The following is a 14,031-nucleotide window of genomic DNA, read 5'->3' as shown; positions in this document are numbered from 1 at the left end:
GCGTCGGTCACCAGCAGAGGCAGAACGGATGCCCCGACGGGTCCGCGTAGACCTGGAAGCCCTCGGGAGCGGCCGGGTCGTCCGCCGGCTTCAGCAGCTCGGCGCCCAGCCCGGTGACGTGCGCGTGCGCCTCCGCCAGGTCCTCGACGTAGAGGTCGAGGTGGATCTGCTGCTGCTCGCCGTCCGGCCAGTCGGGCCGCACGTGGTCCGGGGCCAGCTGGAACCCCATCCGCGGCTCGCCGTCGACGGAGAGCATGTGCCAGTCGTCGTCGGGCTCCACGGTCCCGCCGAGGACGCCGGCCCAGAACGTGCTCTCCGTCGCGAGGTCGGCCGTGTCGAACACCGTCACCTGATGCCTGATCCGCATGTTCCGATGCTGGCACCGGCCACTGACGGGCGCGACGTCGCGAGGACGGGGCCGCGGGGCGGGCGCCGTCGCGGACCGCGGGTCGGGCACGGAGCGGTCGACGGGGCGGTCGACGGTGTGGTTGAGACGCGTGTCGGCGGCGGGCGTGCCCTCGCCTCAGAACGGGGGCGGTGCGTCGTGCGGGTCGGCGGTGGCGTCGTGGGACTGCCCGGTGCCGGGTCGGGTGAGGTACCGGTGCCCGGTGGGAGTGAGCCACTCGTAGAGCCCGGGGCTGATCTGCCGCAGCCGGAAGCCGCCGTCGGTCTTGAGGCGGTGGTGCCGGTGGCACACCGGCCCGAGGTTGTCCGCGTCGGTGCCGCCCAGGGGCGCGTCGGGGTCGCCGCCGGGTTGGGGGTGGAACTCCTGGGTGTGGTCGAGCTCGCAGGCGCCGGCCGGGACTCTGCACCCGGGTGCGGCGCACGTTCCGTCGCGGGTGCGGATGAGTTCGGCGAGGGCGGTGGGTGGTCGGTAGCGTTCGCGTCCGACGTCCAGGACCCGGTCGGTGAGGGGGTCGGTGACGACGCGCCGCCAGACCCCGCCGATCGCCAGGGCCCGTGCCTGCACGGCGTCGATGGGGCCGTGCCCGTCGAGGTGGGCGGGCTGGTCGTCCAGCCCGAGCAGGGTGGATGCGGGGATCGTGATCCGGACCTCGGCGCCCGGACGGCCCGAGCAGCGGGTGCAGCCGCGACGCGCGGGCGCGGGCACGGGCGCGACCCTCGCGGCCTGCGAACCGGTGTCGATCACGCCGGGCTCCGGGTGCGTGGCGGCGTCGTCGAGCGGGGTGAGCGTCGCGACCGGGATCGGCTCGACCGGGCGGGTGAGCACCACCCCGTCCCGGTCGGTGAAGGTCGCCCCGTTCCACGACCGTCGCGGGTCCGGCGGCACGGGCAGCCCCGGGGCCAGGTGGACCTCGAACGCCGGCCCGTCCGACTCCGGCACGTCGCCGACCACCAGGTCCCGCAGCCCGTCGGCGCGTAGCTGGTCCAGGGTCCGGTCGTCGCCGAGGGCCTTCGCTGTCTTGGCGGCGTGGGTGAGGACCCCGTCGACCCGGAGTGCGTCCGCCGCGTCGAGGACCAGCCACATCGACGCCATCCCGTCCGGCTGCGGCCGGGGGTGGGAGACCTTCCTCGTGCACCGGGCGCGTTCGCGGCGACCCGCGGCGCCCTCGGGGTCGACCAACCGGATCTCCCGCGCCACCCGCTGCCGCAGTTCGGCGACGGAGCACTGGTCGGCCTCGGGCAGCACCGCGTCCTCGACGGCGTGCGCGACCTGGAAGGACAGGTCCGCCAACTCTGCGGTCAGGACCTGGGCCTTGCCCGCGTCGAGGTGACCGACTTCCAACGCTTCCCGGGTCGCGCCGAGCATCCCGTCGAGCACCAGGGCCCGGTGCACCGTCTTGGTCGCCGTGACCCGCGGCCAGCCCAGCCGCATCGCGAGCTCGTCGCCTGCCACGCACGCCTGCGTGGGCGGGGCACCGGCCAGCGGCGACCACTCCGGGCTCATCTCCTCCCGGGAGGCCAGTTCGGCGATCAGGCCGAGGGTGCGGGCGTGCTGGTAGGACTCGATCCGGGTCTGCGCGGCGATCACCTCGACCAGGACCGCCGAGGACAGCACGTCCGGGTCCAGGCCCCGCAGCCAGGCGTCCAGCTCGGGCCCGGGCGGGCACGCCGCGATCGCCTCGATCTGCCGCTGCTCACCGGTCCGAGGCGCCCCACCCGCGGCGACGACGGGGTCCGGGCCGAAGTCCGTCAGGCACGTCCCGTCGGGCCCGTAGACCGGCAGCACCACGGCGGCGACCGGGTCGCCTTCCGGGTGTTCCTGCAGGTCAGATGCCATGGAACGACACTATCGACGACCACCGACACGACCCGGCGACCGGACCGCGCCCTGGGGACGGAGCACGACCACGGCACCTGTGGACGACTCAGGCGAGCAGCCTGGTCTCGGCGGCAGCGAACTCGTCGTCGTCCAGGACGCGCCCGTCGTGCAGCCGGGCAACGCGCTGGAGCTGCTCGACCAGCCCTGTGTCGTCGACCGGGCCGCTGGTGCGGGAGCCGCTCGGGTACTCCGACCACGGTGCCCGCGACGTCACCGCGCCTGGTGGTGCGGTGCCGAGCACGGTCCGTCGCTAGGCAGGCTCGGGGTCCTGCGCGGGGCCGGTGTCCTCCAGCTCCGACCCGTCGGGCCCGAGCGCCCCGACCAGATCGACCGCCTCCGTCACCGGGTCCAGCCAGATCTGCCGCCCCGGCCCGGTGGCGGCGGTCTCGAACCGGACGGCGACCCGGCCGTCGTCGCGCGCCTTCACCACCCAGCCGCGGCCGTGCGTCGGGTGCCGGACGTCGAGGCCGGGGGCGGCGTCGTCGACCCGGAGCCGACCGCGTCGGCGACGGACGACGGGACGGAGCGCGTCCGGGTCCTCGTCGCCCGGCGCGGCACCGCCCTCGGCATCGGCCGGCGCTCCCGGGTCGGCCGCGTCGACGGGCCCCGCCAGGTCCAGCATCAGCTGCGCGTGCTCGGACAGCCCGCTGAACGCCACCCCGAGCAGCCGCACCGGCTCCGTCAGCTCCACGAGGTCGAGCGCCCGCGCCGCCGCCTCGTGCAGCGCCGCCCGGTCCGCGGTCGGCGACGGCAGGGACACCGCGCGGGTCACGGTGCTGAACCCGGCGAACCGCACCTTCGCCGTCACCGTCCGGGCCGCGCCGCCGTGCCGCTCCAGGCGGGTGTAGGCCTGGTCGACCACGGCGGGCAGCTGCGCCGCGACCTCGGCCCGGCCGTGCAGGTCCCGCTCGAAGGTGTGCTCGGCGCCCGCGGACTTCCGCTCCCGGGTCTCCGCCACGGGTCGGTCGTCCCAGCCGCGCGCGACCCGGAACAGGTTCGACCCGGCGGCGTCGCCCAGCACCATCGTCAGGGTGTCGAGCGGCTGCCCGCGCAGGTCCTCGACGGTGCGCACGCCGATCTTCTCCAGCCGCTCCGCGGACACCGGCCCGACGCCCCACAGCGACCGCACCGGCATCGGCAGCAGGAACGCGTCCTCGTCCTCGGGGGCGACGACCACGACCCCCGCGGGCTTGGCGGCCGCCGAGGCGAGCTTCGCGACGAGCTTGGACCGGCCCATCCCGACCGACACCGGCACGCCGGCGAGCTCGACCGCGCGCTCCCGCAGGTCCCGGGCGACCCCGGGCCAGCCGTCGGGGCCGGGACGCACGGCGCCGAGGTCGGCGAACGCCTCGTCGATGCTCAGCGGCTCGACCGCGTCCGACCGCTCGCGCAGCGCCGCCATGATCCGCGCCGAGTACGCGGTGTACGCGTCGAACCGGGGGACCACCACGGTCGCCTGCGGGCACGCGCGCCGGGCGCTCGCCATCGACATGGCCGACCGCACGCCCATCGCCCGGGCCTCGTAGGAGGCCGCGGCGACCACCCCGCGTGGACCGGTCCCGCCGACCAGCACCGGGCGCCCGCGCAGGGAGGGGCGCTGCGCCTGCTCGACCGACGCGAAGAAGGCGTCCGCGTCCAGGTGCGCGATGCTCGGCTCGGTGCGCAGGCGCGGGGCCGTCACCTCGCTGCTCACCGGGCCATGCTGCCGCACGGCACCGACACGCGCGCGGGTGCACGATGGGTGCGGCCACGACCCACGACCCGGGAGGTCCCGTGCAGCTCCTGCTCACGTCCGGCGGCGTCACCAACCCGAGCATCCGCGCGGCCCTGGACCGGCTGCTGCCCCGGCCGGTGGCCGAGTGCCGCGCGCTGGTCGTCCCGACGGCCCAGTGGGGCCACCCGCTGTGCGGGCCCGCGTCCGTGCGGGGCCTCGTCGCGGCCGAGCCGCGCTTCGAGCACCTGACCGGCCTCGGCTGGGCGTCGCTCGGGGTGCTGGAGCTCACCGCGCTGCCGACGATCGGCGCGGACCGGTGGGTCCCGTGGGTCCGGGACGCCGACGTGCTGCTCGTCGACGGCGGCGACGCGACGTACCTCGCGCACTGGCTGCGCGAGTCCGGCCTGGCGGACCTGCTGGCCACCCGTCCCGAGCTCGTCTGGGTCGGCGTGAGCGCGGGCAGCATGGTCCTGACGCCGCGCATCGGCGAGATGTTCGTGGAGTGGGCCGGCGCGCCGGACGACCGCACGCTCGGCCTGGTCGACTTCGCGATCTTCCCGCACCTGAACGCGTTCGCCTCGAACACCCCCGAGGCCGCCGAGCGGTGGGCCGCCGGGATCGGCGGGCCGGCCTACGCGATCGACGAGCAGACGGCGATCGCGGTCGTCGACGGCCGGGTGGAGGTGGTGTCGGAGGGGGAGTGGACGCGGCTCGACGGGTAGCCGGCGCGGCGGGTGGGCACCCGCCGCGCCGGCCGGCCCGGGCCTCAGGGGCGCGCCACGACGTACGCGTTGAACGGGTCCGCCGGCACGTCGCACCGCTCGACCCGCGAGAACCCCGCGTCGGCGAGCATCTCCGCCGCGAGCTCGACGCCCCACACCGTGCCGAGGCCCGCGCCGCCCTGGCCGAGGGACACGCTCATGCAGTGGTACGTCGAGATCGCGTACAGGTACGCGGCCCACGGCAGGTCGAGGTTCCGCTCCAGGTGGCTCGAGGCGCGGATGTCGACCATGAGGAACGCCCCGTCGGGCCGCAGCGCGCGCCGCACGCCAGCCAGCACCTCGGCCGGCCGCGCCTGGTCGTGCACCGCGTCGAACGCCGTCACCAGGTCGAACCGGCCCTCGGCGTCCAGCGCCGCGACGTCGCGCACCTCGAACGTCGCGTTCGTCAGGCCCAGCGCCGCCGCCTCGTCCCGCGCGGCGGCGACCGCGTCGGCCGACAGGTCGTACCCGGTGAACCGGCTGGCGGGGAACGCGCGCGCCATGAGGTTCACCGCGTGCCCGCGCCCGCAGCCGACGTCCGCGACCTCGGCGCCCGCCCGCAGCGCGTCGGGCAGCCCCGGCACCAGGGGCAGGATCCCGTCGACGAGCGCGGCGTCGTGAACCGCGGCGCTCGTCTCGGCCATGTTCCGGTGGAAGTGCGGGTAGTCCGCGTAGGACAGCCCGCCGCCCCGCCGGAACCGCTCGACGGTGCGCGCCTCGACCTCGCCCATCATCGTGACGTGCTGCATGAGCAGCGCGAGGTTGTCCGGCCCGGCCGCCGGGGTCAGCACCGCGGCGTGCTCGGCCGGCAGCGCGTAGGTGCCCGTCGCCGGCTCGTACCGGACGATCCCGGCGGCCGTCATGCCGCCCAGCCACTCGCGGACGTACCGCTCGTGCAGGTCGGCGGCGTCGGCGATCTGCGCGCTCGTCGCCGGCGGGAGCGCCGCCAGCGCGGCGAACAGCCCGGTCTGGTGGCCGGTGCTGGTGAGCACGGCCACCGCCGCGTCGTTCAGCACCCCCAGCATGCGCCCGGCGAACGCCTGCGTGGCGGCCGGGTCAGGCGACGGCTGCGGCGCGTGCTCGCGCGTGGTCGTGGTCCTGCTCGTCGTCGTGGTCATCGTGGATCTCCTCCCGTGCCGCGGCCCCGGTGGCGACGGCGTGCTCCGACGCTAGGAACGGGCCCGGGCCCGCCACATCGGGCGAACCGTGCGTCTCCGCGGCCGTCGGGTGGGGCGTCCGCCCCACGTCCGCACGTGGCGGGCGGTGCCGCAGGTAGAGCGCCAGCATCAGCCACGTCACCACGAGGTAGAACGCGTGCAGCGCCCAGATCGGGCCGACCGGCAGGCTGTAGACGTACACGCTGTGCAGGACGTTGCCGGCGTTGGTGAGCAGCAGGCTCGGCAGGCTGTACGAGGCGAGGTCGCGGGTGCGCAGCGCCTTCACCACCATCGGCAGCATGCTGCCGGCGAAGACCGACGTCGAGATGCCGCCCGCCACGACCGCGAGGTCCAGCGCCATGTCCGCTCCCACCACGTCCCGGCTGCGCGCCGGCTGCTCGCGACGCTAGGAGCGCGGCCGCGGGGCACGCGTCGGGCCTTCGGTGCAGATCGCCCGGCGCGGGATGGGGCGGGTGGTGCACTCAGCCGGGCGCGCGCACGCCGTGCTCGTGCGCCCACGCGGCGGCGGCGGTGCGGGAGGAGACGCCGATCTTGACGAAGATGTTGGCCAGGTGCCGGCTCACGGTCTTCTCGCTGATCACCAGGTCGCGGGCGACCTGCCGGTTGCTCAGCCCCGCCGCGACCCGGCCCAGCACCTCGCCCTCCCGGTCGGTGAGCCCGCCGGGCAGCCCGCGGTCGTCGAGCCGCCGCACGTCCGGCAGCGCGCCCACCTCGCGGTAGATCGCGAGCGCGGTGGCGCGGTCCGCCGCGGCCTCGGCGTCCCGGCCCGCGCCGGCGTGCGCCCCGGCGAGCAGCTCGTACACCTGGGCGGTCTCGTACCGCAGGTGCAGCGCGCGGTACTCGCGCGCCGCGGCCTCCAGGCGGTCGACCGCCTCGCCGCACCGGCCGCGCGCCACGTGCACCGCGCCCTCGGCGTGCGCGGCCCAGCCCCGGAACCCCGGCGTGCCGAACTCCGCGGCGACCTCGGCGAGCCGGGCCGCCCACCGCTCGGCCTCGTCCCGGCGGCCGAGCGCGAGCGCGACGTGCACCCCGGCGGCGAGCAGCCGGGCGCCGCCCAGGCGGTCGCGCCCCGCCAGCGCCCCGGTCAGCCCCGACCAGGCGCCGTCCCGGTCGCCCCCGGCCAGCAGCAACAGCGCCTCGCCGGGCTGCGGGTCGGTGTCGAGCGCCCGGGCCCGCGCGTACGCGGCGCGGGCGCCGTCCCGGTCGCCGCGCAGCCGGCGCAGCTCGCCGAGCTGGTAGAACGCCTCCCCGGCGACCCAGTCGTTCACGCCCTCGAGCTCGGCCCCGCTGTGCTGGAGGGCGTCCTCGGCGCCGGCCCAGCCGCCCTCGGCGCACCGGAGCTGCAGCCGGTGCACCCGGCAGATCCCGGAGAACACCACCTCGCCGCGGAACTGCTCGCACCACCGCTCGGTCGCGCGCGTCCAGGCGCGCATCCGCTCCAGGTCGCCCAGCTCGTGGCAGGAGTGGATGACCGTGCAGTAGACCTCGCCCGCCCACTCCGGCGGGAGCCGGCCCGCCAGCACCGGCAGCATCGCCTCGTCGAGCTGGGCGAACCCGCCCGCGGTGCGGCCCTCCCGGAGGTCGGCGAGCCCGGCCAGCACGAGGCCGAGTGAGGTCAGCCCGGGCTCGCGGAGCCGCCGCCCGAGCACGTCGAGGTCCTCGCCGGCGGCGCGCCCGGCGGCGACGTCGCCGCCGAGCAGGGCCAGCGCGCCGTCCAGGTAGCCCAGGTAGCCGTGCGCCACCGACTCCGGCAGGCCCGCCAGCAGGCGGCGTGCCCGTCGCAGCCAGCCGTTCGTCACGACGAGGTCGCCGCGGGTGAACCACACGAGCGCCAGGTCGACCGCGCGCGCCGCGGCGCCGGCCTCGTCGCCCGCGTCCTCGAGCTGCCCGAACGCGGCCTCGGTCAGCGCGAGCGACTCCTGGGCCCGGCCGACCCACCACGCGGCGCCGCCGAGCAGCGCGAGGTCGGCCGGCGCCAGCTCGGCGTCCGCGCGCGCCCGGCTCAGCGCCGCGTAGGTGGCGTGCCAGTCGCCCCGGGCGTGCGCGGCCCGCGCCTCGGCGAGTTCGACGGTGAGGTCCATGGTGGCGCCACCGTAGACCCGGTCGGCGCGGGCGCGGGCTCGAGACGTCGCGGCCCCGCGACGGCCCTGCGGGGAGCAGGATGGGCCCAGAGCCGGTCGACGGTGGTCGGCCCCCGGGGAGGAGCCGAGCATGACCCGCTTCGCGATCGACGCCCCCGCGGCGGTCCGCCTGGTCGAGGAGGGGTTCGTCGTGCCCGACGGGCACCAGCTCGTGGCGCCGAACCTGCTGCGCACGGACGCCATGGGCCTGCTCTACCGCGACGTCCGCGCCGGCAGGCTCGACCCCGCGCGGGCCGCCGGGCTGCTCGACGGGCTGACGGCGCTGCGGGTGCGGCTGCTCGGCGACCGGGTCTCGCGCGCCACGGCGTGGCGGATCGCCACGGAGCAGGGCTGGGACGAGGTGGCGCCCGCGGAGTACGTCGCGGTCGCCCGGCTGCAGGCGGACGTGCTGGTCGCGCTGGACGAGGAGCTGGCGCGGCGGGCCCGGGGTCTCGTCGAGGTGGTCCCGGTCGAGGACCTGCTCGCGCTGCGCGCGCCGTAGCGCCCGGGCGCGGTCGGCCCGGCCTCCCGGTCACCCGATCCGGACCAGCGCGCGCCCGTCCCCGCCGTAGCCGTAGAGCACGCCGTCCCGCGGCCACAGGCCCTGCACGTCGTCGGGGAGCGGGGTGGTCCACGCGCGCCGGCCGGAGCCCAGGTCGTACGCGGACAGGCCCACGTCCGTCGCGCCGTCCGGGCGCTCGGCCCGCAGCAGGTGCCGGCCGTCGGTCATCAGCCACGTGCCCTCGGCCGGGGGCGCGAGGACCGACCACAGCCCCTCGCCGCTCGCGACGTCCACCGCCCAGACGGTCGCGCTGTCGCTCCCGTAGAGCACGCCCTCGAGCAGCAGGTACCCGCTGAGCGGGCTCGGGTCGCTGCGGCGCTCCCACCGGACGTCGCCCGTCGCGGGGTCGATGCCGCGCACCACGGGGCCGTCCGCGTCCTGCGCGAGGACCGGCTGGATCTGCGGCACCGATCCGTCGTCGGGCGAGAGGGGCAGCGGGTACCCGTCGGCTGTGGCGGTCCCGGCGCCGTCCGGGCCGAGCAGCCGCGCCGGGCCGGACTCGGGGATGCCGACGAGCGCGTCCCTGCGCACCGCGTACAGCGCGTGCTCGTGCGCCTCGACCCGCCCGTCGGCCGGGTCGACCGCCCAGCTCTCCTCCGCGCACGGGACCACGACGTGCCCGCCCTGCTGGGTCAGCCACCCGCTGGAGTACATCTCGTCGACCGCGTCCGGGAGCTCGGTGCGCCACCGCTCGACGCCGTCGTCCCGGCCGCTGCCGACCAGCAGCACCGCGCCGTCCTGACGGGTGGCGACGACGAGCACGTCGCCGACGACCAGGGCCTCGGCCCGGGGCTCGAGCTCCCGGAGCGCGGTCACGGCGCCGTCCGCCAGGTCGACCCGGACCAGCCGCGTCGTCTCCGGCCCCCGGTCGCCCGCAGGCCCGTCGGTCACCGCGCACCACAGCGCGTCGGCGGGGCCGTCGGAGCCGGAGGAGCACGCCGCGCTGCGCGTGTACCCGTCCTCGGTCGGCAGGGCCCCGATCTCGGCGCGCCACACCTCGTCGCCCGTGCCGGCGTCGAGCGCCACCACCGCGGCCGGGTCGCCGGTCCCGGGCACCAGCACGCCCGCGACGAGGCCCTCGGACGTCCGGGTACCGGATGACACGAGCCCCATCGCGTCGCTGGTGCCCCAGGGCGTCGCGTCCAGCGGGGCGGTGACGGTCTCGGCCAGGACGCCGGGCGTCGCGCGGAGGCGGTCCGCCCGCGCCTTGTCCCGGTGGTCGGCGACCAGCTGCGCCGCCCCGAGCGCCAGGACCACCGCGACCGGCGCCGGCCACCAGCGGCGCAGCAGCGCGCGGGCACGGCGGGCGACGGCGGACGGCGGGCGCGGGCCGTGCCCCGGCTCGGCGAGGTCCTCGTCGAGCTGCACGTCGGCCATGCGGTCTGCCCCCATGACGGGGGACTCTACGGTCGCCGGGCGGGTCGCGGGGTCGGTTCGGGCGCCGAGCCCCCTCCCGCTCGGCGCGCGGGAGGGAGCTACGGGGCCGCGGTCTCCCGCGTGTCGTCGGCGTAGTCGCGCAGCGTCACCTGGTCGTCGCGGACGTGGACCACCGTGGTGCTGCAGAGGGCGTGCTCGAACTCGGCGAGCAGGCCGCCGTCCTCGGCGCGCACCACGACGGCGGTGCCGGCGCACGGGGCGTCCTCCTCACCCTCCCAGGTCCGCCCGGCCGGGACGCCGATGTCGAGGTCGGTGCCGGTCACCGTGACGGTGACCATCGCGGACGTGTCGTTCACGACGGCCGCCTGCGTGGTGCCTGCGTCCCACGGGACGCAGGCCGCCGCGGGTGTGATCCAGGTCAGCGCGAGCGTGGCGGCGAGCGCCGCTCGGGCTCGGGATCTGCGCATCGACTCTTCCTCCCGTCCATGACGGACCCCGTCGACCAGGCTGGGGCGCCTCAGCCTGCCCGATACCCGAACACCGCCACGAGCTCACCTGGAGCGTTCCACTGCTCGGTCACCGAGTACACGTCCGACCCGACCGCGAGCGCCGCGCCGGCGGCCGCGGCGGCGTCCGGCTGGAGGCCGTAGAACAGGGTGAAGCTCCTGCTGCCGCCCGCCGGCACCACACCCAGGTCCAGGTCGATCGTGCGGCCCGCCTGGTAGCTAACCTCGTCCGGCGGGGAGTACCAGACCGGCGACCCGTTCGCGAGCAGCGTGGGGTCGGGGGTCGACTTCCCGTCCGTCAAGGTCATGATGCGGGAGTCGTCCCCGCCCGGCGCCCGGAACCAGGTCGATCCGTACCGCCAGTTCCACGCCCCGTCCCACGCCAGGGTTCGGCGGTAACGGACCCTGTCAAGCGACGACTGCCCGCTCTCCCGCGCGACGGTCACGTCGATCGCGTACATGCCGTCCGTCCCGGGGACCGGGCGGACGCGGTGGGTCACGACGAGGCCGCCTGTCTCGGTGACCGAGGTCGACGAGGTCGCGTCGTACGTGAACGACCGCAGTCGGAGGTCTCCGTCCGTGTCGGGCTCATGGTAGGCGCGGCCGTAGACGCCACCCGCGACCGCGCCGTCCGAGACCCCCCAGCTGTCGTCCTCGACGTCGAGGTCCATGCCCTGCGCCCCCGCGGGCTCGATGCCGACCCACTCGTAGCCGAGGGTGCCGAGGCTGTGCACGCCCACGTCGACGGTGCCGTTGCTCAGCCGGGCACCGAGCGGCTCGAAGGTCGCCGTCCAGGTGTAGGTGTCGCCCCCGCCGGGAAGGCCGGCCACGCTGGGGAACGGCAGCGGTCTCGTGCTGGTGATGACGGCGACAGCGTCTGCGCAGGTCGCCCCGCCGAGGAACCCCTCGGCCGACTCCACCGACCTGCCGCGCGCGACCGCGCCCTCGTCCGGTGCGGCGCGGGTGAGGAAGCCGGGGCAAAGTGTCGGGAAGCTGTCGACCGCGGTCAGGACCGTCGTCGCCGTCAGCCCGTCCGGGCCCTCGACCTCGATCCGCAGGGTCCCGACGGCGTCCGTGGGGCCGGAGATCTCCAGGTACTCGGCCCCGCTCGGTGCGAGGCGCACCTCCCCGGACGCGGTCCGATGCGTCGCGTCGAGGCTCACCGACTCGTGCGGGGGCCGCCAGCTCGTGGGCAGCACCGTGCCGTTGGTCTGGCTGCGGCCCTCCAGGGCTGCCCGCCACAGGCCGCCGTCGTCGGCGTCGGGGTCGGAGAACCCGGTGTCGCGCAGGTCGGCCCGGTCGAGCGTGTACGTCCACTCGCGGAACCGGCTGATCATCGCGCCATAGGTGTCGCCGCCGCTCCGGGCGACGTCCTCGATCGCTCGCGCGGGAGAGGAGCCGAACGGCGGGCGGGTGATGCGCTCCCACGTCTCGCGCACCGCGTCGGGGCCGCCGTACTGCTCCTCGACGAACTCGGCCATGATGAACGAGCCGTACTCGGGTCCGCCCGCGGTGTTAGGGCCACCTCCGTCGAACGCGTCGCGGCTGCGGGACAGGAACTCGTCGAGCGACTGGGCGTAGTCCTCGGTAGCGACGACGTCGGGCGACTGGTCCTGCACCAGGTGGGCGCCCCACTCCGCGCTGCCCTCGAGCCACCAGTACGGGTTGTTGAGCGGGAGCGCGAGCCGGTTGAAGGGCATGTACTGGTACTCGACCTGGTGGAAGTACTCGTGGAACGGCAGGTACGGCACCAGCCGGACCGAGCTCATGATGATCGACGGGGGCGTGTCCGCGCCGAGCGCCCGACGGATGCCGGGCAGGGAGAGCCCGGCGTTGTGCTCCATGAGCGGCGTGAGGTAGACCGTCACCGCCTCGTCGGGCACGACGAAGCCGGCGGCGGAGTAGACGGTCCGGGCACGGTCGAGGGAGTCGAGCGCCGTCTCGACGGCGCTCGGGAGAGCCCCGTTCACGACCGCACCGAGATCGGCCGAGTCCCAGTAGACGACGGCCGTCTCATCACCCGCGAGGCAGTCGAACAGCACGCCCGCGAATCGGATCCGCGAGTCGCAGGCCCCGACGGAGGCGGCGCGCGCGGCCGGTGCGGTCTCGGTCGACTCGTCCACCGGCGTCAGCAGATCGGCCAGCGCGTCGGACAGCTCTCCGCCCGCAGTGAGCGCTTCTGCCATCTCGGGGAGCGTCGGGGTGCGCGTGGCCGCGCCCGCCCCGTAGTCCTCCCCGACGGTCGTGGGGTCCACGGCCGACCGCAGCAGCTCGCCGGCCAGGTCCTCGGCGGTGAGCGCGCCCGCGGCGTAGTCGGACCGCAGCCGGTCGACGTTGGTGCTCTCGACCGCCACGGTCACCGTCACGCGCTCGGCGATCTCGTCGCCGGCGGGGTCGAGGACGGTGAGGTCGTAGTCGCCGTCGGGCCAGGTCCGGCCCTGCGCGGTGGTGGACGTCGGGTCCCATGTCGCCACGCACGCACCGGTGCCGTCGGCGACGAGCGGGCCGACCGGCGTCGTGGTCCCGTTCGCGTCCACGACGGCGAGGACGGCGTCCGTGCCGGCGCACACGGCACCCACGGTCGTGGGTGTCCACACGTGCTTGCCCGCGGGCATGTCCACGACGTACGGGTCGTCGCGGACGACGAGCTCGACGTGGGTCGTCTCGCCGGCACGACCCGAAGCCTCGACGCCACGCACGTGCAACCACCACGTTCCGGGGGTGAGCTCGGCACTGATCCGGGGCTCCGGGCGTGCGGTCTCGGCGGCCGGCTCGGTTGTGGGCTCTCGGTCGACCAGTGCCGACCAGGCCGCGACGTGGTCGCCGTCGTTCTCGGTGAACGTCATGTTCAGGTGCCGCTGCGAGGAGGCGACCGCGTGAATGTGCGAGCCCGAGACGACCGGCGCCGCCGGAGGCGCGGCGTCCACGGTCGCGGCGTAGGTAGCGAACGTCCCCCAGTGGCCGGCCCGGTCCCGCGGCCTGACGTGGATGTACCACTCGCCGTCGCCCGGGAGCGTGAGGTCGACGGTGGGGTCGGTGACGGTCGTACCCTCGGCCGGGTCGCTGTCGTCCGCGGGCGGCGCCGGGTCGTCGGTGACGCGCACGTCGTACCCGGCGATGCCGGAGACGTCCTCCGGGGCGTCCCACTCGACGGTGATGGCAGTCGAGGCGGACACCTCGCCCCATGGGTGGGTGGGACTGCGCAGCTCGCCGACCCAGGGTGCCTGGGTGTCGATCCCGACGCGGGTGTGCGCCACCGGGGAGAGGGTGCCGTCCTCGAGCACCGCCCGCACGTGCAGCCAGTTCTCGCCCTCGCTCAGCCATGGGCTCCAGAGCGGATCGAGCTGGTTGACGTCGGGCCCGGGGTCCGACTGCGCGTCCTGGTCCGCGAGCACGACGTACCCGGCGACGGGCTCGTCGTAGTCGACGGACAGGGTGACGTCGACGTACCAGGCGTCCACCCACTCACCCGAGGGGTCGACCGACACCTGAGGGGGTCCGACCTCCGCGGCCCGGGCGACTTCCGGGA

At 76.0% G+C, this 14,031-nt stretch carries 12 protein-coding genes; 2 read left to right on the top strand and 10 right to left on the bottom strand.

The window, feature by feature from the left end:
• Window positions 1–7: 7 nt before the first annotated feature.
• The 4 genes from AC3WUG_RS06510 to AC3WUG_RS06495 form a co-directional block, all read right to left on the bottom strand.
• On the bottom strand, window positions 8–367 hold the full coding sequence (locus AC3WUG_RS06510; protein ID WP_492326924.1) for a VOC family protein: 360 nt from the start codon (window positions 365–367) through the stop codon (window positions 8–10).
• Between the two features lie 156 nt (window positions 368–523).
• Window positions 524–2,242 (bottom strand): DUF222 domain-containing protein, encoded by a 1,719-nt coding sequence (locus tag AC3WUG_RS06505; RefSeq protein WP_492326923.1) that lies wholly within the window; start codon window positions 2,240–2,242, stop codon window positions 524–526.
• Window positions 2,243–2,330: 88 nt separating this feature from the next.
• Window positions 2,331–2,525, bottom strand: a complete 195-nt coding sequence (locus tag AC3WUG_RS06500) for a hypothetical protein (RefSeq protein WP_492326922.1) — start codon at window positions 2,523–2,525, stop codon at window positions 2,331–2,333.
• 9 nt (window positions 2,526–2,534) lie between these two features.
• On the bottom strand, window positions 2,535–3,977 hold the full coding sequence (locus tag AC3WUG_RS06495) for a DNA polymerase IV (RefSeq protein ID WP_492326921.1): 1,443 nt from the start codon (window positions 3,975–3,977) through the stop codon (window positions 2,535–2,537).
• An 80-nt stretch (window positions 3,978–4,057) separates the two neighbouring features.
• Here AC3WUG_RS06495 and AC3WUG_RS06490 point away from each other — a divergent pair, with 80 nt between their 5' ends.
• A complete protein-coding gene (locus AC3WUG_RS06490) occupies window positions 4,058–4,720 on the top strand; it encodes a Type 1 glutamine amidotransferase-like domain-containing protein (RefSeq protein WP_492326920.1) in 663 nt (220 codons plus the stop codon).
• Window positions 4,721–4,764: 44 nt separating this feature from the next.
• On the opposite strand, the gene AC3WUG_RS06485 is transcribed toward AC3WUG_RS06490, so the two are convergent.
• The 3 genes from AC3WUG_RS06485 to AC3WUG_RS06475 all read right to left on the bottom strand — a co-directional run bounded on the left by AC3WUG_RS06485 (window position 4,765) and on the right by AC3WUG_RS06475 (window position 8,018).
• Entirely contained in the window at window positions 4,765–5,877 is a 1,113-nt protein-coding gene (locus AC3WUG_RS06485; protein WP_492326919.1) for a class I SAM-dependent methyltransferase, read from the bottom strand.
• Complete coding sequence (locus AC3WUG_RS06480; RefSeq protein WP_492326918.1) at window positions 5,816–6,277, bottom strand: hypothetical protein; 462 nt, start codon at window positions 6,275–6,277, stop codon at window positions 5,816–5,818. The genes AC3WUG_RS06485 and AC3WUG_RS06480 overlap by 62 nt, the downstream gene beginning before the upstream one ends.
• A 121-nt stretch (window positions 6,278–6,398) precedes the next feature.
• Entirely contained in the window at window positions 6,399–8,018 is a 1,620-nt protein-coding gene (locus AC3WUG_RS06475) for a LuxR C-terminal-related transcriptional regulator (protein WP_492326917.1), read from the bottom strand.
• 130 nt (window positions 8,019–8,148) lie between these two features.
• Here AC3WUG_RS06475 and AC3WUG_RS06470 point away from each other — a divergent pair, with 130 nt between their 5' ends.
• On the top strand, window positions 8,149–8,559 hold the full coding sequence (locus AC3WUG_RS06470; protein ID WP_492326916.1) for a hypothetical protein: 411 nt from the start codon (window positions 8,149–8,151) through the stop codon (window positions 8,557–8,559).
• Between the two features lie 30 nt (window positions 8,560–8,589).
• On the opposite strand, the gene AC3WUG_RS06465 is transcribed toward AC3WUG_RS06470, so the two are convergent.
• From AC3WUG_RS06465 to AC3WUG_RS06455, 3 genes are all read right to left on the bottom strand, one after another.
• Window positions 8,590–10,011, bottom strand: a complete 1,422-nt coding sequence (locus AC3WUG_RS06465) for an outer membrane protein assembly factor BamB family protein (protein WP_492326915.1) — start codon at window positions 10,009–10,011, stop codon at window positions 8,590–8,592.
• Window positions 10,012–10,094: 83 nt separating this feature from the next.
• Entirely contained in the window at window positions 10,095–10,463 is a 369-nt protein-coding gene (locus AC3WUG_RS06460; protein WP_492326914.1) for a hypothetical protein, read from the bottom strand.
• 50 nt (window positions 10,464–10,513) lie between these two features.
• On the bottom strand, window positions 10,514–13,963 hold the full coding sequence (locus AC3WUG_RS06455) for a hypothetical protein (protein WP_492326913.1): 3,450 nt from the start codon (window positions 13,961–13,963) through the stop codon (window positions 10,514–10,516).
• Between the last annotated feature and the right edge of the window lie 68 nt (window positions 13,964–14,031).

It is taken from the genome of Cellulomonas sp. EB106-03-03-XG116, assembly GCF_058792015.1.
This window is presented reverse-complemented; position numbering and strand designations above follow the sequence as displayed.